The organism is Kribbella ginsengisoli, from assembly GCF_039537185.1.
GTDB lineage: Bacteria > Actinomycetota > Actinomycetes > Propionibacteriales > Kribbellaceae > Kribbella > Kribbella koreensis.
Genome location: NZ_BAABAA010000007.1, coordinates 773,818 through 800,794, shown reverse-complemented (window position 1 = coordinate 800,794; position 26,977 = coordinate 773,818). Strand labels below are relative to the sequence as shown.

Genomic DNA, 26,977 nt, shown 5'->3' with positions numbered 1-26,977 from the left:
CGAGCCCACCCCCACCGAGCCCGCCTCCGTCGAGCCCGCCCTCGGCGAGCTGCCCGCGGAGCGGGCCTTCGTCGAGGAGGGTTGCGATCTTGGTGGTGACTTCTGCGTCTTGGTCCATTCGTTCCATGCCGCCGCGGCCGACGAGGGTGCCGGTCGAGCGGTTGTAGGCCATCCACTTGCTGACGCCGTTGGTCTCCCAGCGTGACTGGAACCCGGCGGCCCGGCGTACCGACTCCTCGGCGGACCACGTCTCGTCGTACCACTCCGCCACCCACGGATCGGCGTGCAGCCGTTCCAGGTCCGCCGCATGTCCGGGGAGGACCTCACCCGGACCAGTGATCGGAACCAGCATCAACCGCTCCGTCAATACAGTCCGTACGGCGTACGCGACGATGTCCCGCAGCCGCCGATCCCCATCGGTCCGATTGACCATCAACAACTCAAGCTCCTCCGGGCCCACCCACGCACCGGCGTCGTGCTTCCCCTCCTCCAACCGAGGCCGCGCCAGATCCCCATCAACCTCGACGAGGTAGTCGATCTCCCGCCGGACCCGCCCCTCGTACTCCCACTCCCAGTCGGTGACAGCTGCCACAACCTCCCGCACCCGCCACCCGGTCTCCTCCTCAACCTCCCGGGCCAGCGCCTCCTCCGGCGTCTCGCCGTCCTCGACATGCCCACCCACGACGTCCCAGATCCCCGGCAACAACCGCCGCTCCGCAGTACGCCGGTGCACGTACACCCGACCCCGCCCATCCCGGATCAACGCCCCCACACAGTCCACATCCCGCATAACCCAGCACGCTAGCCCGGGTGCGCTGGCAGACTGGCCGGCATGCGTGCGGACCGGGCGATTCTGTTCAAGCTGGCGACCAACGAACGACTAGAGCAACTGGTGAAGGGCATCCCGGGTGGCGAGGAGAACGCCTGGCGCGCTGCCTCCCGGTACGTCGCCGGCCGGACCCGCGATGAAGCACTTCAAGTAGCCGACGCCCAGATCGCCAAGGGCCACGGCATCAGCGTCGACCTGTTCGGCGAGATGTCCACCGACCCGGCAGACGCAGCCCGTGTCGTCGACGAATACCTGGAGCTGGCCAAGCTCCTCCCCGAACCACCCGCCGACGTCTGGCTCTCACTGGACCTCTCGCATCTAGCCCTGGACGTCGACCCCACCGCTGCCGCCGACCACGTCGCCACCATCGCCGAAGCCCTCCCACCCGGCCGTCTGCTCCAGCTAGGCGCCGAAGACGCCGGCCGCACCGACGCGATCATCCAGTGCGTACTGGACGTAGCCGGCCGCGGTCTAGCGGACCGTATCGGCGCCACCGTCCAGGCCAACCTCCAGCGATCCCCCGACGACATCGACGCGCTGACCAGCGCCGGAGTACAAGTCCGCCTGGTCAAAGGCGCATACGTCGAGCCCACAGGCGCCTACCCCTACGGCGAGCAGACAGACATCGCGTACCTCCGCCTAGCCCACCAGTTGGCCGCCAGCGAAGCCCGCTGGTCCCTGGCGACCCACGACGGCCGCCTACGCGAGGCAGTGCTCCTCTCCCTAGGCGCAGTCCCCGTCGAGCAACTACTAGGCATCCGCCCCGACGTCCTGGACGACCTACGCACCAGAGACATCCCCACCCGCGTCTACATCCCCTACGGCCCCGCCTGGTTCCGCTACTGGCTCCGCCGCGTGGCAGAGTCCCGTGGCGCCTAGCCGCGCGGCATCTCGGTGACGCGGTTGGGCATGAAGAGGACCGCGACAACGAGCAGTACGGCGGCCGCGGCAGCTCCGTAGTACACGTCGTGAATCGCGGGAGCGAGTACCGACGACGGCAGCTTCTCCAAGTCGTCGTGGTTGTCGCCGAGCCGGCTGGCGACCATCGCGTTGGCGACCGCGCCGAAGATGGCGACGCCGACCGCGCTGCCGACCGAGCGGGCGAACATGTTGGCGCCGGTCACCACACCGCGGCTGGTCCAGACGACCGACGACTGCGCGGCGACCACGCCCGGCGACGCGGAGAAGCCGAGGCCGATACCGATCACGAAGCAGGCGAAGGCGAGGTAGGCGACCGAGCTCGACGGCCTGACCGTGAGCAGCAGCGCCGAGCCGAGTACGACGAAGACCGAGCCGATGAACATCGTCCAGCGGAAGCCGATCCGCAGGTAGATCCGGCCTGCGAGCGACGCCGCGATCGGCCAGCCCAGCGTCATCGCCGCGAGCGCGAAGCCGGCCACCAGCGCCGACGTCCCGAGCACCCCTTGCGCATACAGCGGCACGTAGGTCGACAGGCCGATCATCAGGACGCCGACCAGCAGCGCGGACGAGTTGGCGGAGTTCAGTACCCGCTGGCTGAGCACCCACAACGGCAGGATCGGCTCGGCCGCGCGGCGCTCGACGAAGCCGAAGACCACGAGCAACACGACGGCCACGGCGAGGATCGCGATGCTGGTGACCGAGTCCCAGGACCAGATCACGCCGCCTTCGAGCAGCCCGAGCAGCAGCAGCGAGCCGCCGACCGCGAGCAGGATCGTGCCGGCGTAGTCGATCTGGTGCCGGGTGGTCTGGACGATGTTCTCCTGGAAGCGCCGGTAGAACACCACCCCGGCCACGAGCCCGAGCGGAACGTTGACGAAGAAGATCCAGCGCCAGGAGATGTAGTCGGAGAAGACGCCACCGAGCGTCGGCCCGACGAACGAAGCGATGCCCCAGACGCTCGCGATGTAGCCCTGCACCTTGGCGCGCTCGGCGACCGAGTAGATGTCGCCGACGATCGTCATCGCGATCGGCTGGATCGCACCGGCGCCGAGTCCCTGGATCAGCCGGAAGGCGATCAGCGCCGGCATGCTCCAGGCGAACCCACAGAGCACCGACCCGAGTACGAAGAGCAGGATGCCGAACAGCATCAGCGGTTTGCGGCCGCGCTGATCCGCGAGCTTGCCGTAGATCGGCACCGAGACCGCCTGGGCCAGCAAGTAGATCGAGAACAACCAAGGAAACTGCGTGAAGCCGCCGAGATCCTCGACCACCGACGGGACCGCCGTCGCCAGGATGGTCGCGTCGATCGCCACCAGCCCGACGCTCAGCATCACCGCGAGCAGAATCGGTCCCCGCTCCGACCGCAGTCCCACACTCGCCCGGTCGATCCGTTCAGTAGTCATAACAGCTACACAACTTACGTGATCGGATATCGATTCCTGTACCCACGGCTCACCCACTGGACCCGCCTGCGGCGGGGAGGGAAGGAAGGCGGAGTGGGGGCGGCAATAGCCAGCAGGTGGACGCTCCGGCACCGGAGGCGGTGGGGCCGGCGCGTGGGTACTCTCCGTGGGTGAGGATGCACGGGCTGGTCAGGGTCGTCGTGCTGGTGGTGACGATCTCGCTGACGCTGGTGTTGCTGCCGATCGCGATCAACGTCGGCACCGGTGGGACCGCCCCTGAGTTCCTCGAGCCGTACGTCGGCTGGACCTGGCCCGCGATCGGGGTGCTCTGGCTCGTCGCGATCGGCACCGGGCTGGCGCAGTACCGGAGCCGGCGCACCGTCGGTCACTCCGCGCGAAGCGCCGACCAGCCACGCAACCGCCCGAACGCGCTCGCCCGCGTCGACCGCTACCTGGCCGACCGCTTCGCCGGCTCGCTCGCCTCGCGGGCCCGCCTGGCCTTGGCGCTCGATGTCAGCCCCGAGGCGGTGATCCGCCCGTACGACCTGCTCGTCCAGCCCCTCAACGGCGACGTCACCGAGGTCCGCGAGGACGCCGACATCGCCGCGGCCTTCGACGACCTCCAGGACTCCATGCTCATCCTCGGAGCCCCCGGCGCCGGCAAGACCACCCTCCTCCTGGAGCTGGCCCGCACCCTCGCCGCCGAAGCCCGTACCAACCCGAACACCCCGATCCCTGTCCTGGTGGACCTCGCCAGCTGGACCGCAAGCACCGCCAAGGCACCAGAGGATGACCCCGGTGACAGTCCGCTCCTGGCAGGTTTCGTCCGCTGGCTCCTCGCCGAGCTCAACACCCGGTACCAGATCCCTGCCGCAGTAGGCCGGGTCTGGCTCACCAGGGGACGCCTTGCTCTACTCCTGGACGGCCTGGACGAAGTAGCCCTGGCCCACCAGGAGAAGCTCGCCCCAGTACTGGCCGAGCTGGGCCGGCGCTACCTGATCGGCCAGGTCGCCGTCACGTGTCGCATCCAGGAGTACGAGGCGCTCCACCACAAGCTCAAGCTGTACGGCGCTGTCCGCATCCGCCCGCTCAGCCGCGAGCAGGTGCTCGACTACTTCGCCTCCGGTGGCGACGAGCTGTCCGGCGCGCTGGCCGCGATGGAGCGCGACGACGACCTCTGGGACCTGGTCAACTCCCCGCTGATGCTGAACGTCATGGCCCTCGCCTACCAGGGCAGGGACGCCCGCGACATCGCCGCCGGCGTACTGGCCGACCACCGCCGAGAACTGTTCGACACCTTCATCTCGGAGGTACTCGCCCGCTACAGACCGAGCAGCCCGCACTTCGAGTCCCGCGCTGCCGTCCGCTCGCTCTGGTGCCTCGCCTGGTGGACTCGAACCCAGGCCGGCGACCGGATCGAGGTGCCACGCCGGTTGACGCCCAGCGGCTGGTACGGCCTGGTGCTGCCCGCCGTCGGCTACCTGGCCCACATGATCTGCCTACCGGGCCTCTTCGCCGGTCTGGCTGCCGGAGCCGCAGTAGGAGCCACTGCCCTGTACGGCGTATCGGCCGGCCTAGCCGTCTGCGCTGTCGCGCTGGTCCTGGTCCATGTTCGACCGCAAACCTGGTGGATCCTCCAGCAAGGCCGCGACCAACCACGCCATCTCCTGCTGGCTGTCATGATCTGCATCGGCATGGTCGCCGGCTTGGTCTCGGTCCTGCTCGTCACGGCCATCGCCGAGCGCTTGCCACCTTGGCTCGGCCTGGCGTTCCAAGGCGTGATCGTCTGGGCGTCCTACGGCCTCGAATACATCCTGTCCGGCAACAACCGCCGCCGCGTGCTGCTCAGCATCAGGCTGGTAGCCGTGACCGTGGCGAGCCTGATCGTCTTCGCCACCGTCGACGACCAGGCCCACTTCGTCGCCGGCTGCGCGATCGGCCTGGTAGTTGCCCAAGGCATCCGGTTCGTGAAGACACTGCCGATGGACCACCTGGTCTACCCACACAGCAAGTCGGAACACCAGGACGGTCCCGGAGTCCGCTGGCGGATGGGCAAATGGACCGTCGGTGGCGCCCTGGCAGGCGTGCTCATCGCAGCTGTTCTCGGCGCTAGCCTGTGGTGGACCACCGGCCCCGAAGCGGTACTGGGCATCATCGCCGGCACGGTCGCTTCCAAGGCCTGGCGCCGCCGTGCCCCGTTCTTCTCCGGCGCTCTCTCCCGCGGCCTGCACGGCTTCCTGCTCCGCTGGAGCGGCTACCTCCCCTGGCGCCGAGGCGCCTTCCTCCGCTACGCCGCCGAGCGCTACGTACTCGCCAAGACCGGCCGAGGCGAGTACGCCTTCATCCACCTACTAGTGCGCGACCACTTGGCCGAGTGCGACCCAGACGCCCTGGCCGCGAAGGTAGACCAACGAATAGCTGCCCGAGCAAACCGAGGCAACCTAGCGCGCAGCCGCTAACACCTGGTCAAGGATCAGCGACCACTGCCGCACAATGCCGCGCCGTCGCGCCGCATCATCAGTCAGCAGGTCTGCAAGCCCCAGCCCGCGAGCCAGGTCGAGCACACCCTGGATGGTCTCCCGCACTCCAGGCGTGCGCTCCTCAACGTCCAATACCTCCAACAACGCCCGGTGCGCCTGCCGCCCGACATGCGCCTCCAGCCGCACGATCTGCTGCCGCAGCGGCTCCTCGGTAGAGGCCGCTACCCACAAGTGCAGCGCTGCCTTGAACAGCGGCCCGGTGTAGACGTCCGCAAGCATCCCGACGATCGCCTCGGTCCGTCCCTCGCCACTAGGTAGCCCGACAGCCTGCTCGCGGATCTCGGCCAGCCGCACCTCAGTCATGTACTCCACTGCCGCCGCAAACAGGTCTGCCCGGGTAGGGAAGTGATGCTGCGCCGCCCCACGTGATACCCCGGCCCGAGCCGCCACCACCGCGACAGTGGTCGCCGCATAGCCCACCTGTGACAGTGACTCGAGCGCTGCCTCCAGGAGCTTCTGCCGGGTCGCCCGGCTCCGATCCTGCTGCGGCTCCCGCAGTACCTCACTCACAGCGAGTCCAGGAAGATATCCGGCGCCAGCTCCGCGTCCGTCGCGCCCGTCCGGTACTGCGAGAAGTCAGTCACCCCGACTGACGCCAGCACCTCGTCATCGATCAGGAACTCACCGGACCGCCGCCCGGTCAGTACGACGTACGCCGCATCCGCCACGATCTCCGGTGTCCGCGATCGCGACGTCGCGGCCTCGCCACCCAGCAGGTTCTGCACAGCAGCCGTCGCGATCAACGTCCGCGGCCAGAGCGAATTGACCGAGATCCCGTCGGCGCGAAGCTCCTCCGCGAGTCCCAGCGTCGTCAGGCTCATCCCGTACTTCGCCATCGTGTACGCCAGGTGCTCCCCGGCCCACCGCGGATCCAGGTTCAGCGGCGGCGACAACGTCAGGATGTGCCCGGCCGCCGATTTGCGCAGCCACGGGATGCACAGCTTCGACAGCAGGAACGTCCCTCGCGCATTGATGTCCTGCATCAGGTCGTACCGCTTCATCGCGATGTCCGCCGTCGGCGTCAGGTCGATCGCCGACGCGTTGTTCACCACGATGTCGATCCCGCCGAACTCCTCCGCCGTCCGCCGGACAGCCTCGGTCACCGACTCGTCCGAGCGCACGTCGCCCACGATCGGCAACGCGTGCCCGCCGGCCGCCTCGATCGCCGCGGCGGCCGTGTAGATCGTGCCCGGCAACTGCGGATGCGGCTCGGCGGTCTTCGCCAGCAACGCCACGTTCGCGCCGTCGCGGGCGGCCTTCATCGCGATCGCCAGCCCGATCCCACGACTGCCACCGGACATGATCAGCGTGCGACCAGCCAGGGTTTCACTCACGCGCGGCCTCCCGTGCCCTCAGCTCGCGCCGCAGGATCTTGCCCGAAGCGGCCTTCGGGACGGCGTCGATGAACTCCACCTGCCGGACCTTCTTGTACGGTGCCACCCGCTCCGCGACGTACTCGATCACGTCCGCCTCGGTCAGCTCCACTCCAGGCATCGCGACGACGAACGCCTTCGGCACCTCGTTGCCATCCGCCTGTACGCCGATCACTGCCGCATCCGCGATCCGGGTGTCGGTCAGGAGCACAGCCTCCAACTCGGCCGGCGGCACCTGGTACCCGTGGTACTTGATCAGCTCCTTGAGCCGGTCGACGACGTACAGGTAGCCGCGCTCGTCCACCCGCCCGATGTCACCGGTGTGCAGCCAGCCATCCGGGTCGATCGTGGCGTCCGTCTCGGCGGGCCGGCCGAGATAGCCCTTCATCACCTGCGGCCCACGGATCCAGATCTCGCCCTCGTCGGCATCGTTGCCGTCGGCACCGACCAGCCGCATCTCGGTGGACGGGAACAGCTTGCCCACGGCGCCGGCCGGCGGGTCGATGTCGTCCTGTGGGACCGCGTGCGTCCCCGGCGACAGCTCGGTCATCCCGTAGCACTGCAGGATCGTGTGCAACCCGAGCCGCTTGGCGCAGGCCTCGGCCAGATCACCGTCGAGCGGTGCCGCGGCGGACGTCACGTACTTCAGCGCGGACAGATCCACTCCGTCCACGGCGGGGTGCTTCGCCAGCGCCAGCACGATCGGCGGCGCGACGAACGCCCGGGTGATCTTCTGCTCGTCGAGCACGGTCAGGAACTGCTGCAGGTCGAACTTGGGCAGCACCACCACAGTCGCGCCGAGCCGCAGCGGCAGATTCATCAGCACGCTCAGGCCGTAGATGTGGAAGAACGGCAGGATCGCGATGATCCGCTCGCCCTCGTCGAGCTCGAACATCGCCTCGGCCTGGGTCAGGTTCGTGCCGATGTTGCGATGGGTCAGCATCACGCCCTTGGCGGCGCCCGTCGTACCGCTGGAGTACGGAAGTACGGCGACGTCGTTCGCCGGGTCGATGTCGACCACCGGCTCCGGCCCGGTCGATGCCAGCAGCTCCTGCACCGAGCGGTATCCCTCGGCCTGGTCGCAGACGAGGATCTCCTGGACGTCGGTACCGTCCACTGCCGCGGTCGCCACCGGCAGGAAGAGCGAAATCGTCACCAGCAATTTCGCCTTCGAGTCCACCAACTGCTTGTGCAGCTCGCTGGCCGTGTAGAGCGCGTTGACGGTCGTCACGGTGGCGCCCGCCCGGGTCGCGCCGTAGAACACCGCCGGATAGATGATCGTGTTCGGGCTGTGCAGCGCGATCGTGTCGCCGTGCACGATGCCCAGCTCGGCGAATCCGGCCGCGATCCGCCGGCTCATCCCGTCCAGCTGGGCGTAGCTGACCTCGCGTCCGCTGACGCCGTCGACCAGGGCGATCCGGTCGCCGTACTCCTGCGCCCGGCCGAGCACCACGTCGTGGATCGGCGCGTCGAGGATCTCGATCGGCGGGTACTGACTCTGAATGACCACGGGCGGGGTCCTCTCTGCGCTGCTGGCCGACGGGTTGGAGGAACGATGACGGAATCAGTAGGACTTCGGTAGGCCCAGACTGTGTTGCGCGACGAAGTTGAGGATCATTTCGCGGCTGACCGGCGCGATCCGGGTGGCCCGCGCCGCCGCGACGAGCGAGGCGACCCCGTACTCGACGGTCATCCCGTTGCCGCCGAGCGACTGCACCGCCTGGTCGGTGGCCCGGACGGTCGCTTCGCCGGCGGCGTACTTCGCCATGTTGGCCGCCTCGCCCGCACCGAGGTCGTCGCCGGCGTCGTACAGGGCGGCGGCCTTCTGCATCATCAGCCGGGCGAGCTCGAGCTCGATCTTGTTCTGCGCGAGCGGGTGCGCGATGCCCTGGTGGGCGCCGATCGCGGTCTTCCACACCTGCCGCTCCTTGACGTACGCGACGGCCTTGCCGAGCGCGTGCCGGCCGATCCCGATCGCGAACGCCGACGCCATGATCCGCTCCGGGTTGAGCCCGGCGAAGAGCTGCATCAGGCCGGCGTCCTCGGACCCGACGAGTGCCTCGGCGGGGAGCTGGACGTCGTCGAGGAAGAGTGAGAACTGCTTGTCCGGGCTGATCAGGTCCATCTCGATCTGCCGGAACTCCACGCCTGCAGCGTCCGTCGGCACGATGAAGAGCGCGGGCTTGAGCTTGCCGGTCTTCGCGTCCTCGGTGCGCCCGACGACGAGCACGGCCTTCGCCACATCGAGGCCGGAGATGTAGACCTTCCGCCCGGACAACGACCAGCCGTCGCCGGTACGCCGTGCCGTCGTGGTGATCTCATGCGAATTGGACCCCGCGTCGGGCTCGGTGATCGCGAAGGCCATCGTGGTGGACCCGTCGGCCAGCGACGGCAACCACTGCTCCTTCTGCCCCTCGGTGCCGAACCGGGTGATCACCGTGCCGCAGATCGCCGGTGACACGACCATCATCAGCAACGGACAGCCGGCCGCGCCCAGCTCCTCCAGGACGATCGACAGGTCGCCCATACCGCCGCCACCGCCGCCGTACTGCTCAGGCAGGTTGACGCCCAGATAGCCGAGCTTGCCGGCCTCCTGCCACAGCTCCGTCGTCTGCCCGCCGGACCGCGCTCGCTCGTTGAAGTACGCGTAGCCGTACTTCTTCCCCAGCTCGCTCACCGCCGCCCGCAACGCGCGACGTTCCTCGGACTCGACGAAGCTCATGCGCTCTCCTCAACTTGTACGACGGCCAGGACGGCCCCCACCTCAACCTGCTGCCCCGCTGCGACGCTCAGCTCCACGAGGACCCCATCGGCCGGCGCGGAGATGGTGTGCTCCATCTTCATCGCCTCCAGCCAGACGAGCCCTTGCCCCGCTGTCACCTTGTCGCCCACCTCAACTCCCACCCGCACCACGGTCCCCGGCATAGGCGCCACCAACGACCCAGCCACCAACTGCTCCGCCGGATCCACAAATCGCTCAACAGGCACCAACGCCACGGCCCCGACGCACACCAACCCCGGATAAGCAGCAACCTCGTACGCCCGCCGCACCCCGCCGACCTCCAGCACCACCCGCTCAGCCGTCGCCTCGACGACCTCCACCCCATCGACCGCTACGCCTGCTCGAGTCGCCCGGTAATCCACGTCGTACTGCCGATCCCCAACCAGGTAACTCTTCCGCTGCCCCTGCGAAGCCAAATTCCGCCACCCACCAGGCAACCCTCGCTGCACAGTCGCCGTGGCCCGACGCCCAGCCGCATCCGCCAACGCCGCCACAACCGCCGCAACCCGCTCACCGGCCTCATCCGCCGGCTCCCCAATCCCATGCGTCTCGAAGAACGCCGTATCGGTATCCCCAGCAAGAAACGCGGGATGCCTGAGGATCCACACCAACAGATCCCGGTTCGTCTGTACCCCGTGGATCGCGGCCCGCCGCAACGCCGCCGCGAGCCGTGCAGCGGCTTGCTCGCGCGTCGCCCCCCAAACGATCACCTTGGCGAGCATCGCGTCGTAAAACGGTGAAACCACCGACCCGCTCACAACCCCCGAGTCAACCCGAACCCAAGGCGAACCCTCCCGGGAACCACCGGGCTCAAAGGAAGAACCAGGCAGTGAGAAGCGGTGGAGGGTTCCGGTCTGAGGTTGCCAATCAGCAGCCGGATCCTCCGCATACAAGCGGACCTCGATCGAATGCCCAACCGCAGCAGGTGGTTCAGCCGGCAGCGCCTCGCCGGCAGCAACAGCAAACTGCAGCGCGACCAGATCGAGTCCAGTCGTCGACTCCGTCACCGGGTGTTCGACCTGGAGGCGGGTGTTCATCTCGAGGAAGTAGAAGCCACCGTCCTCGTCGGCGAGGAACTCAACTGTCCCGGCCCCGACATACCCAATCGCCTCGGCAGCTTTACGCGCAGCATCGAAGAGCCGCGCCCGCATCCCCGAAGTACGTTCCACCAAAGGCGAAGGCGCCTCCTCGACGACCTTCTGATGACGCCGCTGGATCGAGCACTCCCGCTCGCCGACAGCCCACACCGTCCCATGCTGATCAGCCAGCACCTGTACTTCGATATGCCGCCCGCGAGCCAGATACCGCTCGCAGAAAACGGTCCCATCCCCAAACGCCGACAACGCCTCAGCCGACGCCGCATCGATCTCAGCCGCCAGATCCTCCAGCCGCCGCACCACCCGCATCCCGCGCCCACCACCACCCGCCGACGCCTTCACCAGCACGGGCAGGTCGGAAGCACCCACCGATGCCGGCGTCAGCTCGGCCAGCACGGGCACCCCGGCCGCCGCCATCAGCTTCTTCGCCTCGATCTTCGACCCCATCGACGAGATCGCCTCGACCGGCGGCCCGATCCAGGTCAGCCCCGCATCGATCACCGCCGCCGCGAACCCAGCGTTCTCCGACAAGAATCCATACCCCGGATGCACCGCATCAGCGCCCGCCTTCAGCGCCGCCTCGATCACCAACTCGCCCCGCAAGTACGTGTCGCCAGGCGCCGTACCGGGCAGATGCACCGCAGCATCCGCCTCACCGACATACGGAGCGGCAGCATCCGCGGAGGAATGCACCGCCACGCACTCCATCCCCAAGGAACGAGCGGTCCGGAACACCCGCCGCGCGATCTCGCCCCGATTGGCCACCAGTACAGAGGTCATCATCGCCATCACATCCGGAAGACGCCGAAGTTGGCGCCATCGAAGCGGGTGCCCTCAACAGGGCCGGAATGGATCGCGGACAAACAAAGCCCAAGCACCGTCCGGGTGTCCCGCGGATCGATCACACCGTCGTCGTAGAGCCGCCCGGACAGGAACATCGGCAGCGACTCCGCCTCGATCTGCCCTTCCACATAAGCCCGCATCGCGGCATCACCGTCCTCGTCGTACGGCTGCCCCTTCGCCGCCGCGGCCGCCCGCGCCACGATCGACAGCACCCCTGCGAGCTGCTGCGGCCCCATCACCGCCGACTTCGCCGACGGCCACGCAAACAGGAACCGTGGATCAAAAGCCCGCCCACACATCCCGTAATGCCCGGCGCCGTACGAAGCCCCCATCAGGATCGAGATGTGCGGCACCTTCGAGTTGGAGACAGAGTTGATCATCTGCGCGCCGTGCTTGATGATCCCGCCCTGCTCGTACTCCTGCCCGACCATGTACCCGGTCGTGTTGTGCAAGAAGATCAACGGCGTATTGGCTCGATTGGCCAACTGGATGAACTGCGCAGCCTTCTGTGACTCCTCCCGGAACAGCACTCCGCGCGCATTTGCCAGGATCCCCACCGGATACCCGTGCACCGACGCCCATCCAGTCGCCAGCGACGACCCGTACAGCGGCTTGAACTCGTCGAACACCGAGCCGTCCACCACCCGAGCGATCACGTCTCGCGGGTCGAACGGAATCTTCAGATCCCCCGGTACGATCCCGAGCAGCTCGTCCTCGTCGTACAACGGCTCCTCGTACGAGGAGGCCGGCGCCGGCCCGAGCTTCTTCCAGTTCAGCCGGGACACGATCTGCCGCCCGAGCCGGATCGCGTCCGGCTCGTCCACCGCGAAGTAGTCCGCCAGCCCGGACGTCCGCGCGTGCATCGCCGCGCCACCGAGCGACTCGTCGTCCGCGTCCTCACCGGTCGCCATCTTCACCAGCGGCGGCCCGGCCAGGAACACCTTCGCCCCGCCGTCGACCATCACCACGTAGTCGCTCATGCCCGGGATGTACGCCCCACCAGCGGTCGAGTTGCCGAACACCAGCGCGATCGTCGGGATCCCCTCAGCCGACAACCGGGTCAGATTGCGGAACATCGCCCCGCCCGGGATGAAGATCTCCTTCTGCGTCGGCAGATCCGCGCCGCCCGACTCGACCAGGCTGATCACCGGCAACCGGTTCGCCCGGGCGATCTCGTCCGACCGCAACGCCTTCCGCAGCGTCCACGGATTGCTCGCCCCGCCCTTTACCGTCGGGTCGTTCGCGGTGATCAGACACTCGACTCCGCAAACCACACCGATCCCGGTGATCAGGCTCGCGCCGACCGTGAAGTCGCTGCCCCACCCGGCGAGCGGCGACAGCTCCAGAAACGCGGTGTCCGGATCGAGCAGCAACTCGATCCGCTCCCGCGCGAGCAACTTGCCCCGCTTGTGATGCCGCTCCACGTACTTCGGCCCGCCACCGGCCAGCGCCTTGGCGTGCTCAGCCTCCAGCTCGGCAAGCTTGTCGAGCATGGCGGAGCGATTGTCGGTGACAGTCATGCGGTGAACCCCAGTCTCTTGGCTGCCAGCCCGGTCAGGATCTCGGTCGTACCGCCGCCGATGGCGAGAATCTTCTGGTCCCGGTACTGCCGCTCGACCTCGGCCTCGCGCATGTACCCGAACCCGCCGTGCAACTGCAGCGCTTGATCGCAGACCCACTGACCGGCCTCGACCGCGGTGTTCTTGGCGAAGCACGTCTCGGCGATCACGTCCTCGCCGCGCTCGGCCCGCTCGGCGACCGAGTGCACGTAGGTCCGGGCGACATCGATCCGCCGGGCCATCTCCGTCAAGGTGTGCTGCACGCTCTGCCGCGAAATCAGCGGCCGGCCGAACGTCTCCCGGGCCCTGCACCACTCGACGCTGAGATCCAGCGCCCGCTGCGCCCCGGCATAGGCCTGCACGGCAAGTGTCAGCCGCTCGGCGACGAAGTTCACCGCCAACTGCACGAATCCGGTCCCCGCCTCGCCGACCAGGTTGGCCACCGGCACCCGGACATCGGTGAAGGACAGCTCAGCCGTATCCGAGCAGAGCCACCCCATCTTCGACAGCTTCCGCGACACCACGAACCCCGGCGTACCGCGCTCGATCACCAGCAGGCTGATGCCGTGCGCACCCGGCTCGCCGGTCCGTACCGCCGTCGTCACGAAGTCGGCACGGCTACCGGAGGTGATGTACGTCTTGGCCCCGTTGACGACGAAGTGATCGCCGTCGCGTCGGGCCGTCGTCCGCAACCCAGCGACATCCGAGCCGCCGTCGGGCTCGGTGATCGCCAACGCGCCGATCAACTCACCCTCGAGCGTCGGCCGAACCCAGCGCGCGATCTGCTTCTCGTTGCTGGTGGCAACAATATGTGGAAGCGCGATCCCACAGGTCAGCAGCGAGGCGACCAGCCCGCCGGAGCCGCCCGCGTAGTGCATCTCCTCGACCACCGCGATCGCATCGCTCAGCGATCCGCCGCCACCACCCACAGCCTCCGGGAACCCGACGCCGAGCAGCCCGAGCTGGCCGGCCTGCTTGTGCAGCTCCCGCGGCAACTCGCCGTCCCGCTCCCACTGCTCCAGATTGGGCAACACCTCCGCGCTCATGAAGCGCCGGACGCTGTCCCTGAAGTCACTCACAGCAGGACCTCCGGTACGTCGATGTACCGCGACCGCAGCCATTCGCCGACCGCCTTGGCCTGCGGATCGAACCGCGCCTGCGACGCGACCCCGTCACCGAGCAGCCCTTCGACGACGAAGTTCAGTGCCCAGAGATTGGGGAAGACGTGCCTGGTCACCGTCAGCTCCTGCGTCTCGGGCAGCAGCTCCTTGAACTTCTCGACCGTCAATGTGTGCGCGAACCACCGCCAGGCCGTCTCGTTCCGCACCCACACCCCGACGTTCGCGTCGCCGCCCTTGTCGCCACTCCGCGCCCCGGCGATGCGGCCCAACGGCACCTCGCGCGTGAGCGACCTTGCCGGCCGCCCAGCCGCGACGAGCTGCGGCAACGGCATCGGCAGTGCGCCACCTTCCGCCTCCGTCAGCACCTGGGTGTCCTCGGATGGCGCGATGGTCTGGCGCCGGCCGTCGGGCAGCACCACGACATGCTCCAGCTGATGCGGATCGACGTACCCGGCGGTGAACAGCCCGTACGCCGATGCCTCGCCTGGTGGAGCTGTCACGTGGAAGCCCGGGTAGCTCGACAGTGCCAGCTCGACTGCGGCGCTGGTGAACACGCGTCCGGCGACCAGCGGATCGGGGTCCTTGATCGTGCACTTGAGCAGGACGCTTGCCTGCTCCTCGGTCCCCGCGTTCGGCTGCTCGCTCCACAGCACGGACCACTTCATCTCGGCCGGCCGCTTGACCAGGTCCCTTTCGAGCTGCCGCTGGATCAGCTCCGCCTTCGCCTCCAGCTCCAGCCCGGTGAGCACGAAGGTCACCTCGTTGCGGAAGCCACCGTGGCTGTTCAACGACACCTTGTACGTCGGGGGCGGCGGCTCGCCCTCGACGCCGGTGATCCGGATCCGGTCCGGGCCGTCCTCGGACAGCTCGATCGAGTCCATCCGCGCGGTCACGTCCGGACCGGCGTACCGGGCGCCGGTGATCTCGTAGAGCAGTTGCGCCTTGACGGTGTCGATCGTTACCGCGCCGCCGGTGCCGTCGTGCTTGGTGATCACGCTGCTGCCATCGGCGTGGATCTCCGCGATCGGGAAACCGGGCCGGCCGAGGTCGCGGATCTCCTGGAAGAACGAGTAGTTGCCGCCGGTCGCCTGACAGCCGCACTCGATCACATGTCCGGCGACGACGGCGCCGGCCAGTTCGTCGTACTGGTCGCGCCGCCAGCCGTGATGTGCGGCGGCCGGTCCGACGATGACCGAGGCGTCGGTGACGCGGCCGGTGACGACGATGTCGGCGCCGGCCTTGAGCGCTTCGGCGATGCCCCAGGCGCCGAGGTACGCGTTGGCGGTGAGCGGGTCGCCGAAGCCGAGCTCCTCCGCGCGCGAGATGAGGTCGTCGCCCTCGACGTACGCGATCTTCGGGTGCAGTCCGAGCTTGTCCGCGATCTCGTGGATCTTCTCGGCGAGCCCCGCGGGATTCAGGCCGCCGGCGTTGCTGACCACCTTGACGCCGCGGTCGAGCACCTCACCGAGGGCGCCCTCGAGCTGCGCCGGGAACGTCTTCGCGTACCCCATCGAGGGATCCTTCGACCGGTCGCGGCCGAGGATCAGCATCGTCAGCTCGGCCAGGTAGTCGCCGGTCAGCACGTCCAGCGGTCCGCCGGTCAGCATCTCCTTGAACGCCTTGAAGCGGTCGCCGTAGAACCCGGACGAGTTCCCGATCCGAATCGGCTCAGTCATCCGAACTGTCCTCGCTCCCGCCCCTTGCCCGGCATCCCGGCGAACGCCTGGATGATCCCCAGCCACTCGTCCGCCTCGGCTCCCACCGCCTGTACGTCGAGGTCGTCACGATGCCGTCGCTGCGTCGCCAGCAAACAGAAGTCCAGCGCCTTGCCCGTCACCTGCTGCTCGGCGTCCTCGGGCCCCCAGGTCCACGCCTCGCCGTCAGGCCCGGAAAGTTCCACGTGGAACGCCTCGGCCGGTGGCTGCCGGCTGTTCAGCAGATAGGCGAAGTCCCTCGTCCGTACTGCGAGGTGCGCCACGTGCCGGAGCCGCCCGGACGGCCGCCGCGTCACCCCCAGCGCATCGGCGACGTCCTGCCCATGCGCCCACGTCTCCATCAACCGGGCCGTCGCCATCGAGGTCGGACTCATCGGTGGACCGAACCACGCCACCTTCTGCCCGGCCGGCACCGCCTTCAGCGCGTCCTGCACCTCGCCACGCGTCTGCCGCCAGTAGGTCAGCAACTCTCCGGCCGGCAGCGCGGCCCCTTCGGCAGCACCGTCGTCCACAAACCCGGCCGGGTTTTCCACAGCCTTCTGCAGCTCGACCTGGAACGCCTCCGGCTCGGCCGCCGCCAGCCGGGCAGCCTCATCCGTCCAGGCCAGATGAGCGATCTGATGCGCGATCGTCCACCCCTCGGCGGGCGTCGGCGTACGCCATCCATCGGTAGCGAGCCCACCGACGAGCAGATCCAGCTCGACACTCTCGGCACTCAGATCGGCCAGCACATCATCCAGCTGCACGCGCGACTCCTGCCCTAGACCCGGTGTTCCCCGAGCCTCCCACCCAACCCGGAAAGAATCAAGCACGCGTGCTTGTTTTTGCCGTACGACGCCAGGCTGCCCGATCGGTCCGTCCGTAGTTGCATGCTGTTGGAAAAGGTTCCTGGCGACCCTCGGGTGGTGTTAGGCAGGGGGATGCACAGTTCCCTGCCGGGTAAGGCCGCCGAGATCCGGGCGCTGCTGCTCAGCCTGATCGACACGTTGCCGGAAGGTGCCGCGTTGCCGCCTGAGCGGGAGCTGGCGGCTCGGTGGAATGTCGCGCGGATGACGTTGCGGCGGGCGGTCGACGAGCTGGTGATCGAGGAACTGCTGGTCCGCCGGCACGGGAGCGGGACCTACACGGCCCGGCCGAAGGTGGCCAGGTGGCTGGGGATGATGGGGTTCTCCGAGGACATCCGCCGGCGCGGGATGCGGCCGGGGAGCCAGACGCTCGAGTTCCGCCATACGAAGGCCGAACGCGGGGCCGCCCGCCGGCTACGCATCCCGGTCGGCGATCCGGTCCTCACCTTCACCCGGCTCCGGCTGGCCGACGGGATGCCGATGGCGGTCGAGCGCACCACGCTGCCCGGCAGCTACGTACCGGGCCTCGAAGCCGACGACCTGAGCGGCTCGCTGTACGAGCTGCTGACGAACCGGTACGGCATCGAGCTGGCCTCCGGTACGTCGAAACTCGAGCCCGTGATGCCCGACGCCAAGACGGCTGGATGGCTCGACATCCCCAGCACCCAACCGTGCCTGGCCCTGCACGGCGTCAGCTTCGACCGCCGCGAGCGCGTCTTCGAGTACACCTCATCCGTCTATCGCGGCGACCGCTACGCCTTCACCGCCGAACTCCGGATGACCCCGAGCTGACCTCAGCGATTCTTCTGGTGCTCCACGATGTCCTGAAAAGCAGCCTTGAACTCCGCGTACCTCTGCCGCCCCAACCGCCGCGCATGCCGCTCCTGCATCGCCGCCAAAATCCTGTCGGCCGCCGCCAGCTCCGCCACCCCACGCTCAGTCGGACAGATCAACTTGGCCCGCCGATCAACCGGATCAGGCCGCCGCTCGACGTACCCCAGCCCCTCCAGCTCATCAACCATCGTCCCGATCACCTGCTTGTGCTGCCCCGACCGCCGAGCCAACTCGGTAGCCCGAACCCCCTCCGGCTCCAGATAAGCCAGCACCGCCCCATGCCGCGGATGCAGATCATCGAACCCGAGCTCACCCAGCTTCCCGAACAACTCCCCCTGAACGGCGAACAGCAACTGCCCGGCCAACACCCCAAGGTCCACCCGCCTGACAGTCATGATCACTGACTACCACAATTCATCCGCAGCTACCCGGTGACCGAGTCCGGGGCTTCTACTCGGGAGAGGAGTTCGGTGGTTGCGTGGGTGGTGGCGGTGGTGATCGCGCCGACCAGGCTGGCTCGGTCGCCCAGGGCTGAGCGGACGATGGTGGGTGGGATCGGGAGGGCGGCGGCCAGTTCGGCGACTCGGGCGGCCAGGAAGTCGTTGTCGCCGATGCCGCCGCTGAGGATGACTGTTTCGGGGTCGACGACGGCGCAGATGGCGGCGACGATCTCGCTGATCCGGCGGCACTCGTCTTCGACCAGGGAGAGCGCCTGGGGATCGCCTTGCTGGGCTCGTTCGAAGAGGTCGGCCACGTCTTTCAGGGCCGGGTCGAGCGCTTGGGCTTCGCGCAGGAGCGCTTTGCCACCTGCTTCGTCGGCGCTGCTCGGAGTACCGCTGCGGTGGGCGTGGCCGGTTGGCAGGAAGGCGACCTCGCCGGCCGCGCCATGGGCGCCGCGCAGGAGCGCGCCGTTGTGCATGATGCCCGCGCCGACGCCGGTCCCGATCGCGATCACAGCGAACGTCGAGGCCTCGGCGCCGGCTCCGTGCCGCTGCTCGCCGATCGCGGCGAGGTTGACGTTGTTCTCCAGCAGTACCGGCCCGTCGATCGCGGCCGACAGCTGCGAGTAGAAGTCGTACGGCTTGTCCTCACCGACATTCCAGGCGTACCGGACCATCGGATCGTGCCGATTCACCACCCCAGGAATCGACACCCCGGCAGCCAGCAACGGCACATCCACCCGATCGGCTGCCGCGCGTGCCTCGGCCAGCAACTCCACGGCCTGCCGTACAACGCTCGCTGCACCCTTCGCCCGCGTCGACCGCTTGAGCTCCGCCAACGGGGCGCCACTGAGGTCACAAACCGCTGCCCGAAGGTTCGTACCGCCGATGTCGACCCCCGCCACACACCCAGCACCAGCCGGTACGCCGTACAGCGTGGCGGTCCGTCCGGGTAGACCACTCCGCTGCGCCACCGGCTCCGCCAGGCCGAGCGACTCGAGCCGTTCCACCGCGGCGAAGACCGTCGGGCGGGACAGGGCACACGCCACCGCGAGCTCGGACCGGGTCTGTGGTCCAGACCGGGTCAGCAGCTGGGTCAGCACGACGCTCGCGCTGGGAGTGCCGCTCACAACACGGTTCATGCGTCACCTCCGGTTAAGCCTTGACTACCGCCTCGGAGCCTGATGATACTTCCCGTAAGTTAGGCAGGCTGCCTAACAAACTCGGAATCGGAGTGAGTCATGGCAGACAACCTCTCCCGGCGGACCGCCCTGCAAGCGGCGGGTGGACTCGGGCTGGCAGCGTTCCTGGCGGCGTGCGGCGGTGGCAAGGGCGCCTCGACGGGCGACCAGGGCAGCGGCAAGGGCGAGGTCCGCGCGCTGTTCATGAAACAGGCGGGCTACTCCGAGGACGACATCACCAAGATGACGGCCTCCTTCGCCGGCGCGAACCCGGACATCACGGTCAAGCCGGAGTTCGTCGCCTACGAGGCGCTGCACGACAAGATCGTCGCCGCCGGTCCGGCCGGTACGTACGACGTGGTGCTGATCGACGTGATCTGGCCGGCCGAGTTCGGCGGCAAGAAGATGGTCACCGACGTCACCAGCCAGTGGCCAGCCGAGTGGAAGTCCGGCATGCTCGCCGGCGCGGTCGCGACCGCGGAGTACGACCAGAAGCTGTACGGCGTGCCGTGGATCATGGACACCAAGTACTTCTTCTACAACGAGGCGCACCTGCAGACCGCCAAGGTCGACGCGGCCGGCCTGGACACCTGGGACGGCGTGCTCGCGGCCGCCCGCAAGATCAAGGCGACCGGCGCTGCGAAGTACCCGCTGATCTGGTCGTGGCAGCAGGCCGAGGCGCTGGTCTGCGACTACGCCCAGCTGCTCGGCGCAATGGGCGGCAAGTTCCTCGACGACTCGGGCAAGGCCGCGTTCAACACTGGCGGAGGGGTCCAGGCGTTGGAGTTCATGCGGCAGACGATCGTCGACGGGCTGACCAACCCGGCGTCGACGCAGTCGCTCGAGGCCGACGTACAGCGGGTGTTCCAGGCCGGGCAGGCGAGCGCGGTACTGAACTGGACCTACATGTACGGCGCGGCCAACGACGCGAAACAGAGCAAGATCGCAGGCAAGGTCAAGGTCCTCCAAACGCCCAAGGGCTCGGCCGGACGCCCAGGCGTCAACGGCGGGATGGCCCTCTGCGTCACCACCGGCAGCAAGAACCAGGCGGCGGCCTTCAAGTACATCAGCTTCCTCACCAGCCAGGCCGAGCAGAACAAGTACGCCCTCGACTCGCTCCCGGTCTGGAAGACCTCCTACGACGACGCCGCCGTCGTGAAAACCAACCCCGCGGTCGTCCCCCAGGCGAAGAAGCAACTCGACGACCTGATCCTCCGCCCCCAGGCCCGCAACTACAACGCCTTCTCCCAGGCCCTCCAAGCCGAACTCCAGAACGCATTGCTGGGCCGCAAGCCCGCCCAAAAAGCCCTGGACGACGCCGCCGACAAAGCGAACAGCCTCCTGCAGTCGTGAGCCGAACCAGACATGTAGTAGTCAAAGGGGAGGGCAAGTTCGCACTGTTCTTGCTCCTCCCCGCCGCGCTGGTCGTCTTCGGCGTCGTGCTCTACCCGGTCATCCGCACACTGTTGATCTCGCTCTACAAGGTCGACAGTGCGATGCCGGGGAGTTATCCGTTCGCGGGGTTGAGCAACTACACCAAGGTTTTCAGTGACCCGTCGTTCTATCCGGTGCTCGGGCATACGGCGTACTTCACGCTGGTGTCGACCGCGATCGAGCTCGTCCTCGGGCTCGGCGTCGCGCTGCTGCTCAACGCGCCGCTGCGCTTCCGCTGGCTGTGGCGCAGTCTCGTAGTACTCCCGTGGGCGCTCCCGACGATCGTCAACGGCGCGCTCTGGCGCTGGATCTACAACGGCCAGTACGGCGTACTGAACCAGATCCTCGGCACCGACACCCAGTGGCTCGGCTCGCCGTTCCTCGCGCTCAACATGGTGATCGTCGCCGACGTCTGGAAGAACACCTCGATCGTCGCGTTCTTCCTGCTCGCCGGCCTGCAGACCATCCCCGCCGAACTGCACGAAGCAGCCGTGGTGGACGGCGCGAGCAAGCTGCGCACCTTCTGGTCGGTCGTCATCCCGCTACTCAAGCCGAGCATCGCCGTCGTCCTCGTCCTCCGCACGATCGAGGCCTTCAAGGTGTTCGACATCATCTACGTGATGACCGGCGGCGGCCCCGCGTCGGGCACCCAGACCGTTGCCTTCTACACCTACCTGCAGGCGTTCTCGAACCAGCTCTTCGGGTACGGCGCCGCCCTCGCGTACCTGATCGTGATCGCCGTCGGCGCGCTGGCGATGTTCTACCTGCGCATCCTCCGGCAGAACCAGTTGGCAGGTGTCTGATGCGCAACCGCCCCTCTCCCGTGCTCTACGTCTTCTGCGCAGTTCTCGCAGTGGTCGTGCTCGCACCCTTCGCCTGGCTGGTCATCTCCAGCGTCTCCCCATCGAGCGAGCTGACCGCCGGTACGCTCTGGCCGGACCACCCGACGCTCGAGCGCTACCGCGACATCTTCACCTCGTCGTCGGGTGGCGACAACGTGGCCGGCACCTTCCGGCTCGCCATGCTGAACAGCCTGATCGTCGCGTCCTGCACGACGATCATCTCGCTGGTGGTCGGCTCCCTCGGCGGCTACGCCTTCGCCCGCTTGCGGTTCCGCTTCCGCCGTACGACGCTGTTCGCCTTCCTCGCGATCTACATGCTCCCGCCGATCGCGCTGGTGATCCCGCTGTACCTGGCCATGGCGAACCTGCAACTGCTAGACACCAAACTCGGCCTGATCGTCACGTACTGCTCGATCGTCACCCCGTTCTGCCTCTGGACGATGAGCAACTTCTACCTCAGCCTCCCGGTAGAACTTGAAGACGCCGCCCGCGTAGACGGCTGCTCCCGCCTAGGCGCCCTACTCCGAGTAGTCCTCCCCCTCGCCCGCCCCGGCATAGTCGCCACCGCCATGTTCGGCTTCCTCCTGGCCTGGGACGAGTTCCTCTACTCGTTGATCTTCACCTCGACGACCAACGCAAAAACCATCCCAGTAGCCATCGCCGAATTCACCGGCAAATTCTCCTCAGACTTCGGCCTGGTAGCCGCCGGCGGTGTCTTGGCCGCCCTGCCCCCGGTACTCCTGGCCCTACTCTTCCAGCGCTACATAGTCAGCGGCCTAACCGCCGGCTCGGTCAAAGGATGAAGTTCCCCGAAGGCATAGCCGCCCAACCCGCAGCCCTAGCCACGAGCCTCGGCTCCCTCAAACTCCCTTCGTACGAAGGCGGTCTGATCGCTCTAGTAGGAATAGGAGCCAGCGAGTATGCCGCCCAAGGAGCAGCCAGCGCCTGGCGCTCCACCGGCCTCCCAGCAGTCGCCATCCCAGCCTCCGCCCCACCTCTGGACGCAGCCGTAACCCTCCTAATCAGCGAATCCGGCCGCAGCGCAGAAGTCCTCGCCTACAAACCCTCCTCAAGAACAATCGCCCTCACCAACTTCCCCGGCAGCCCGTTGGCTGCCGCAGCCGACGAACTCATCCTCCTGAACTCCGGCCCAGACAGCCCCGTCTACACCACCGGCTACACCGCCACCCTCCAAGCCCTAGGCGCCCTAGGCGACCACTGGACCGCCGCAGCGTCCGCTGGAGTCAGTGCGCCCGCCTCCACCGCGGCCGCCTCCAACGGCGCTGGCTCGTTTGGGTCGGGCTTCGACTGGACTTCGTTGCCGGCTCTCGTCTCCGCCGCGCTCGTCGCGCCGCTAGGCGCGGCGAGCGCGTACCTGGATGAGGCTCGGGTGGTGGATGTGGTTGCCAGCGGTGTGAGTGTGGCGACTGCGGGCGAAGGTGGGTTGTTGTTGCGGGAGTCGGGGCGACTGCATACAGCGGTGCATGAGACTCGGAACTATCTGCATGGGCCGATGGAGATTCTTGATCAGCAGACCACCTGTGTGCTGATCGGGGATGGGCGGGAGGTGCAGTTGGCGTACGACGTACTGGAGTACGGGACCAAGGTTGTGCTGATCACCACGGCCGATGTCGAGCCGGCTGACAACCTGGCTGTCATCAAGTTGCCTGAGGCAAGTAATGGGCTGGCTCGGGCGGTGGTGGAGATGGTGGTGGTGCAGCGGTTGGGGTGGGAGGTTGCTCAGCGGCGTGGGTTGAAGGTTGATGGGTTCAGACATCGTCAGAGCGATACGAAGGTGAGTTGAGGTTTTGCCTACGATTCATGTCATCGGCAACGTGCAGCTCGACGTACTGGCCGATCCGGTCACCGCCCTCCCACGCCCGGGTGGCGACTCGATCATCGAGCGGATCGACGTCCGCCCGGCCGGTGCCGCGGGCAATGTGAGCCTCGCGCTTGCCGCACTCGGCACCCCGCATCGGCTGTTCGCCGCAGTGGGCGACGACTACGCCGGCCGCTGGGTGCTCGCCGAGTTGGAGAAGCTCAAACTCCACGAGGACATCCTCGTCAAACCCGGCGCGACCGGCATCTCCATCGCCGTCGAGGCCCCCGGCCGCGAGCGCGCGTTCATCACCGCGCACGGAGTACTGGCCGACTGGACCCTCGAAGACCTCCCGGACGATGCGACCGAGGCTGACTATGTCCTGCTCACCGGCCACTTCTCCCTCCCCGCCCTCCGCCCCGCCACCCACGAACTCCTCAAGCGGGCCCGCGTGAACGGCGCCACCACCCTCCTCGACACCGGCTGGGACCCCGACGACTGGAAGACCACCGGCCGCCAGGAGATCCTCGACCTTCTCCCGCTGGTCGACCTCTTCCTCCCCAACGAACCAGAGGCGCTCGCCCTCACCAACCTCCCCATCCCGCACGACGCTGCCATCGCCCTCACCAAACACAGCAACCACCAAACAATCCTCAAACGAGGCCCCGCCGGCGCCCTGCTGACCACCCCCACGCCACCCAACAGCCGTCCTGGCGCAGCAACCCCCGGCGCCGACACCATCGTCATCACCGCCCCACCCGCCATCCCCCTGGACACGACCGGCGCCGGCGACAGCCGCGCCGCCGCCATCCTTGCCGAGCTAGCGACCGGCAAACCCCTCCCCGAAGCCCTGACCTTCGCCGTCGCCTACGCCTCCGCGGTAGTAACCCGCCCCTCCCACAACCGCCACCCCACCCGCACCGAGGTATCTCGCTAGCCACCCTGCGCCGAGGAAGTGGCGACCTCGAACACCACGTGGTGACCTTGAACATCTAACAACGTGTTCACGCACACCATTTGGTGTCAAAGGTCGCCACAACTGCTCTGAGGTCAGCGGAGTTTGGCGGCCAGTTCACCCAGTACTTCGCGGAAGACGGCGAAGCGCTCAGCCCCGACCTCAGCCCGCCACGCCTGCTCCACACCGTCGAGCAGCGCGCTCACTTGCCCCACCACGGCGTCCCCGGCGCCGGTACGCCGAATCAGCTTCGCCCGCCGATCATCCGGGTCGGCCGCCAGCTCGACGTACCCCTCGCGCTCCAGGTGCTTGACCAGTTGCCCCAGCCCCTGGCTGCTCACCCGCAACTCCCCGGACAGATCGACGATCCGGGCTACCTCGTCGACCAGGCCCTGGCGATGCCCCGCTGACACAGAGTGATCGGGCAGTCACTATGATCACAAAAGTGATCATGTGCGCAGAATTGTGGGCACGGTAGCCGGTGGACTTCAGTACGCCGATCAGCACCGTGATCCCCTCGCTAGACGGACCCGTGCTCCAAGTGCTCGCGCGCTCCGACCGCATGCTCTCCGGTCGTCAAGTGCATGCCGAAGCAGGCACTGGCAGCGTGGCTGGCGTCCGCCTGGTCCTGCAGCGCCTGGCGTCGACCGGCCTGGTGCACGTCGACGAGGCCGGCACCTCACTGCTCTACCGGCTCAACCGCTCTCACCTAGCGGCTCAAGCAGTGGAACTCCTGGCGAACCTCCGCGCCACCTTCGCCGACACCCTCGCGGCGAACCTCGCCTCCTGGCGCATCCCACCCCTGCATGCCAGCCTGTACGGCGCTGCCGCCCGCGGCGAGGGCGACCTCACCAGTGACGTCGCCCTGCTCCTGATCCGCCCCGACGAGGTAGCCACCGACAACCTTCTCTGGGAGCAACAGGTCGGCGGCCTGATGAACGACATCGTCGAACTGACCGGCAACCCGGTCGACGTCGACGAGCTGAGCCTGCGAGACCTCGCCAATCACCACCACGCCGCCGTCCCGGTGATCGAGGACTGGTTGCACGGGCCGACCATCCTGTACGGCCCGCCACTCCAGGTACTGCTCGCGGCCAGAGCCAGCGTCAACCGCCCGACCCTCGCCGATCTCCCATCCCTCCCCAACCTGGCCAACTTCCCAGCCCTACCGGCCCTGACCGGCGCCCCCAGCTAGCCACTTGGCGATCGCCTGGACCAGGCCGAGGATGTCGTCCTGCGTCTGGTGCACGGTGATGGTCGCGCGCAACCCGGACCGCTTCGCCGGTACGGCCGGATAGCTCGCCGCGTTGACGAAGTACCCGGACTCCTGCAGCCGCCGGACCAGCGTCGCCGTGGACTCGATGTCCCGCCCGGTCACGACGTACCGGATCGGCGATTCGGACTCGTTCAGCAGCGGCAGCCCGTACCCCACCGCCTCGCGGTTGAAGAACCGGATCCGGTCGACCACCCGCTGCTGCCGCTCGGCCACCTCGCCGGACAGATGCAACCGCGCGGACGCGACGATCCCGGCCAGCATCGGCGGCGGCACCGGACCGGAGAAGATCATCGGCAGGCCGAGGCTGAACACCTGGTGGCGCAACTCGTCGGTCGGGAACGTCATCACCCCGCCGGCGATCCCGAACGCCTTGTTCAGCGAGCCGACCACCACGGTCTTCTCGAGCGCCGCCGGGCTCAGCCGGTCCAGCACGTGGCCCCGGCCGTTGCGTCCGGTCCAGGAGATCGAGTGGGCGTCGTCGAAGTACAGCCAGAGTTTCTCGTACCGCTCGGCCAGGTCGCCGAGTTCACCAACGGGGGAGAAGTCGCCGAACATGCTGTAGAGGCCGTCGGCCATGAACCAGACCCGGTCGTACTCGGCGGACAGTTCCCGGACCCGGCGCTCGAGTACCTCCAGGCTGTTGTGCGGGACCGTCCGGATCGGCGCTTCGGTCAGCCTGGCCGCCATCCGCACGCTGCGATGCACCTGCGCGTCGAGGATCATCGCGTCGCCCGGGCCGACCAGAGTCGGTATCGCCGAGAGGTTGCCCATGGTCGTGCTGGCCGAGATCGCCGCCGGCCGGCCGAACAGAGTCGTCAGGGCGGCCTCGGCCTCGGCGTACTGCGGAGCGGACAGGAAGGCTCGCGTGGTCGAGAACTGCGTGCCGTAGCGCTGAACGGCCTCGGCGACGGCGTCCTTGAGTCCTTGGTGCATCTCCAGCCCGGTGTAGCCGCACGAACTGAAGTTGACCATCTCGCGGCCGCCGACCGTGACGATGCGGCCATCCAGCCGCTGGTCCTCCGCGGCGAGGTGGACGACGCCGTGGGTTTCCGCGACGGAGAAGTGGTACATGGCGTCCTGGGCAGGACTCACAGCGGTCAAGGCATGCCTCCGGGGATTCGATGTATCCCGAACCCTAGGCAGCGCAAGCGTTCGTTTCGTGCCTGAT

24 protein-coding genes are annotated in these 26,977 nt (G+C 67.8%); 9 read left to right on the top strand and 15 right to left on the bottom strand.

The window, feature by feature from the left end; translation table 11 throughout:
- A partial coding sequence (locus ABD768_RS27295; RefSeq protein ID WP_344845293.1) for an NUDIX hydrolase occupies positions 1–790 on the bottom strand: 790 nt, incomplete at its 3' end.
- Between the two features lie 42 nt (positions 791–832).
- Here ABD768_RS27295 and ABD768_RS27290 point away from each other — a divergent pair.
- Complete coding sequence (locus ABD768_RS27290) at positions 833–1,708, top strand: proline dehydrogenase family protein (RefSeq protein WP_344845291.1); 876 nt, start codon at positions 833–835, stop codon at positions 1,706–1,708.
- Here ABD768_RS27290 and ABD768_RS27285 read toward each other — a convergent pair.
- Positions 1,705–3,153, bottom strand: a complete 1,449-nt coding sequence (locus ABD768_RS27285; RefSeq protein WP_344845288.1) for an MDR family MFS transporter — start codon at positions 3,151–3,153, stop codon at positions 1,705–1,707. The two genes, ABD768_RS27290 and ABD768_RS27285, sit on opposite strands and share 4 nt — an antisense overlap.
- 176 nt (positions 3,154–3,329) lie before the next feature.
- Here ABD768_RS27285 and ABD768_RS27280 point away from each other — a divergent pair, with 176 nt between their 5' ends.
- Entirely contained in the window at positions 3,330–5,612 is a 2,283-nt protein-coding gene (locus tag ABD768_RS27280; protein WP_343967675.1) for an NACHT domain-containing protein, read from the top strand.
- Here ABD768_RS27280 and ABD768_RS27275 read toward each other — a convergent pair.
- The 9 genes from ABD768_RS27275 to ABD768_RS27235 are packed head-to-tail and all read right to left on the bottom strand — an operon-like array spanning position 5,595 to position 16,929.
- Positions 5,595–6,203 (bottom strand): TetR family transcriptional regulator, encoded by a 609-nt coding sequence (locus tag ABD768_RS27275; protein WP_344845285.1) that lies wholly within the window; start codon positions 6,201–6,203, stop codon positions 5,595–5,597. The genes ABD768_RS27280 and ABD768_RS27275 overlap by 18 nt on opposite strands.
- The gene (locus tag ABD768_RS27270; RefSeq protein WP_344845282.1) at positions 6,200–7,027 is read right to left on the bottom strand and encodes an SDR family oxidoreductase; all 828 of its coding nucleotides are present in this window, start codon (positions 7,025–7,027) and stop codon (positions 6,200–6,202) included. Before ABD768_RS27270 ends, ABD768_RS27275 begins: the two co-directional genes overlap by 4 nt.
- Complete coding sequence (locus ABD768_RS27265; RefSeq protein ID WP_344845280.1) at positions 7,020–8,576, bottom strand: AMP-binding protein; 1,557 nt, start codon at positions 8,574–8,576, stop codon at positions 7,020–7,022. Before ABD768_RS27265 ends, ABD768_RS27270 begins: the two co-directional genes overlap by 8 nt.
- A 54-nt stretch (positions 8,577–8,630) precedes the next feature.
- Positions 8,631–9,788 carry an acyl-CoA dehydrogenase family protein gene (locus ABD768_RS27260; RefSeq protein WP_343966634.1) on the bottom strand — a complete coding sequence of 386 codons (1,158 nt, stop codon included), beginning with the start codon at positions 9,786–9,788 and terminating at the stop codon, positions 8,631–8,633.
- Entirely contained in the window at positions 9,785–11,728 is a 1,944-nt protein-coding gene (locus ABD768_RS27255) for an ATP-binding protein (RefSeq protein ID WP_344845277.1), read from the bottom strand. Before ABD768_RS27255 ends, ABD768_RS27260 begins: the two co-directional genes overlap by 4 nt.
- Before the next feature lie 5 nt (positions 11,729–11,733).
- Positions 11,734–13,308 (bottom strand): acyl-CoA carboxylase subunit beta, encoded by a 1,575-nt coding sequence (locus tag ABD768_RS27250; RefSeq protein ID WP_344845275.1) that lies wholly within the window; start codon positions 13,306–13,308, stop codon positions 11,734–11,736.
- Positions 13,305–14,426 carry an acyl-CoA dehydrogenase family protein gene (locus ABD768_RS27245; protein WP_344845272.1) on the bottom strand — a complete coding sequence of 374 codons (1,122 nt, stop codon included), beginning with the start codon at positions 14,424–14,426 and terminating at the stop codon, positions 13,305–13,307. The genes ABD768_RS27250 and ABD768_RS27245 overlap by 4 nt, the downstream gene beginning before the upstream one ends.
- A complete protein-coding gene (locus ABD768_RS27240; protein ID WP_344845270.1) occupies positions 14,423–16,144 on the bottom strand; it encodes an acyclic terpene utilization AtuA family protein in 1,722 nt (573 codons plus the stop codon). Before ABD768_RS27240 ends, ABD768_RS27245 begins: the two co-directional genes overlap by 4 nt.
- Complete coding sequence (locus tag ABD768_RS27235; RefSeq protein ID WP_343966644.1) at positions 16,141–16,929, bottom strand: TIGR03084 family metal-binding protein; 789 nt, start codon at positions 16,927–16,929, stop codon at positions 16,141–16,143. The genes ABD768_RS27240 and ABD768_RS27235 overlap by 4 nt, the downstream gene beginning before the upstream one ends.
- 174 nt (positions 16,930–17,103) lie before the next feature.
- Here ABD768_RS27235 and ABD768_RS27230 point away from each other — a divergent pair, with 174 nt between their 5' ends.
- Positions 17,104–17,820, top strand: a complete 717-nt coding sequence (locus tag ABD768_RS27230) for a GntR family transcriptional regulator (RefSeq protein ID WP_344845267.1) — start codon at positions 17,104–17,106, stop codon at positions 17,818–17,820.
- 2 nt (positions 17,821–17,822) lie between these two features.
- Here ABD768_RS27230 and ABD768_RS27225 read toward each other — a convergent pair whose 3' ends face one another.
- Both ABD768_RS27225 and ABD768_RS27220 read right to left on the bottom strand, forming a co-directional pair.
- Positions 17,823–18,257 carry a MarR family winged helix-turn-helix transcriptional regulator gene (locus tag ABD768_RS27225; protein ID WP_344845264.1) on the bottom strand — a complete coding sequence of 145 codons (435 nt, stop codon included), beginning with the start codon at positions 18,255–18,257 and terminating at the stop codon, positions 17,823–17,825.
- A gap of 29 nt (positions 18,258–18,286) precedes the next feature.
- Positions 18,287–19,444, bottom strand: a complete 1,158-nt coding sequence (locus tag ABD768_RS27220; RefSeq protein ID WP_343966650.1) for an ROK family transcriptional regulator — start codon at positions 19,442–19,444, stop codon at positions 18,287–18,289.
- 99 nt (positions 19,445–19,543) lie between these two features.
- On the opposite strand from ABD768_RS27220, the gene ABD768_RS27215 reads away from it, so the two are divergent.
- From ABD768_RS27215 to ABD768_RS27195, 5 genes are read left to right on the top strand one after another with little or no spacing between them, the layout of a single operon-like run.
- Positions 19,544–20,836 (top strand): extracellular solute-binding protein, encoded by a 1,293-nt coding sequence (locus tag ABD768_RS27215; RefSeq protein ID WP_343966652.1) that lies wholly within the window; start codon positions 19,544–19,546, stop codon positions 20,834–20,836.
- Positions 20,833–21,720 (top strand): carbohydrate ABC transporter permease, encoded by an 888-nt coding sequence (locus ABD768_RS27210; protein ID WP_344845260.1) that lies wholly within the window; start codon positions 20,833–20,835, stop codon positions 21,718–21,720. The genes ABD768_RS27215 and ABD768_RS27210 overlap by 4 nt, the downstream gene beginning before the upstream one ends.
- Positions 21,720–22,562: a carbohydrate ABC transporter permease gene (locus tag ABD768_RS27205; RefSeq protein ID WP_343966657.1), complete on the top strand. Its 843-nt coding sequence runs from the start codon at positions 21,720–21,722 to the stop codon at positions 22,560–22,562. The genes ABD768_RS27210 and ABD768_RS27205 overlap by 1 nt, the downstream gene beginning before the upstream one ends.
- On the top strand, positions 22,559–23,563 hold the full coding sequence (locus ABD768_RS27200) for an SIS domain-containing protein (protein ID WP_344845257.1): 1,005 nt from the start codon (positions 22,559–22,561) through the stop codon (positions 23,561–23,563). The genes ABD768_RS27205 and ABD768_RS27200 overlap by 4 nt, the downstream gene beginning before the upstream one ends.
- A gap of 4 nt (positions 23,564–23,567) precedes the next feature.
- The gene (locus ABD768_RS27195; RefSeq protein ID WP_344845255.1) at positions 23,568–24,515 is read left to right on the top strand and encodes a carbohydrate kinase family protein; all 948 of its coding nucleotides are present in this window, start codon (positions 23,568–23,570) and stop codon (positions 24,513–24,515) included.
- A 113-nt stretch (positions 24,516–24,628) separates the two neighbouring features.
- Here ABD768_RS27195 and ABD768_RS27190 read toward each other — a convergent pair whose 3' ends face one another.
- Positions 24,629–24,946, bottom strand: a complete 318-nt coding sequence (locus tag ABD768_RS27190) for a MarR family winged helix-turn-helix transcriptional regulator (protein ID WP_344845252.1) — start codon at positions 24,944–24,946, stop codon at positions 24,629–24,631.
- 68 nt (positions 24,947–25,014) lie between these two features.
- Here ABD768_RS27190 and ABD768_RS27185 point away from each other — a divergent pair, with 68 nt between their 5' ends.
- Positions 25,015–25,728, top strand: a complete 714-nt coding sequence (locus ABD768_RS27185; protein WP_343966666.1) for a hypothetical protein — start codon at positions 25,015–25,017, stop codon at positions 25,726–25,728.
- Here the strand turns inward: ABD768_RS27185 and ABD768_RS27180 are convergent.
- A complete protein-coding gene (locus tag ABD768_RS27180) occupies positions 25,699–26,901 on the bottom strand; it encodes an aminotransferase class I/II-fold pyridoxal phosphate-dependent enzyme (RefSeq protein ID WP_344845249.1) in 1,203 nt (400 codons plus the stop codon). The two genes, ABD768_RS27185 and ABD768_RS27180, sit on opposite strands and share 30 nt — an antisense overlap.
- Positions 26,902–26,977: the final 76 nt, after the last annotated feature.

Coding starts and splice junctions, on each gene's coding strand:
- ABD768_RS27290 (WP_344845291.1), top strand. CDS start 833: ATGCGTGCGGACCGGGCGATTCTGTTCAAGCTGGCGACCAACGAACGA.
- ABD768_RS27285 (WP_344845288.1), bottom strand. CDS start 3,153: ATGACTACTGAACGGATCGACCGGGCGAGTGTGGGACTGCGGTCGGAG.
- ABD768_RS27280 (WP_343967675.1), top strand. CDS start 3,330: ATGCACGGGCTGGTCAGGGTCGTCGTGCTGGTGGTGACGATCTCGCTG.
- ABD768_RS27260 (WP_343966634.1), bottom strand. CDS start 9,788: ATGAGCTTCGTCGAGTCCGAGGAACGTCGCGCGTTGCGGGCGGCGGTG.
- ABD768_RS27255 (WP_344845277.1), bottom strand. CDS start 11,728: ATGATGACCTCTGTACTGGTGGCCAATCGGGGCGAGATCGCGCGGCGG.
- ABD768_RS27250 (WP_344845275.1), bottom strand. CDS start 13,308: ATGACTGTCACCGACAATCGCTCCGCCATGCTCGACAAGCTTGCCGAG.
- ABD768_RS27240 (WP_344845270.1), bottom strand. CDS start 16,144: ATGACTGAGCCGATTCGGATCGGGAACTCGTCCGGGTTCTACGGCGAC.
- ABD768_RS27230 (WP_344845267.1), top strand. CDS start 17,104: ATGCACAGTTCCCTGCCGGGTAAGGCCGCCGAGATCCGGGCGCTGCTG.
- ABD768_RS27225 (WP_344845264.1), bottom strand. CDS start 18,257: ATGACTGTCAGGCGGGTGGACCTTGGGGTGTTGGCCGGGCAGTTGCTG.
- ABD768_RS27220 (WP_343966650.1), bottom strand. CDS start 19,444: ATGAACCGTGTTGTGAGCGGCACTCCCAGCGCGAGCGTCGTGCTGACC.
- ABD768_RS27215 (WP_343966652.1), top strand. CDS start 19,544: ATGGCAGACAACCTCTCCCGGCGGACCGCCCTGCAAGCGGCGGGTGGA.
- ABD768_RS27205 (WP_343966657.1), top strand. CDS start 21,720: ATGCGCAACCGCCCCTCTCCCGTGCTCTACGTCTTCTGCGCAGTTCTC.
- ABD768_RS27200 (WP_344845257.1), top strand. CDS start 22,559: ATGAAGTTCCCCGAAGGCATAGCCGCCCAACCCGCAGCCCTAGCCACG.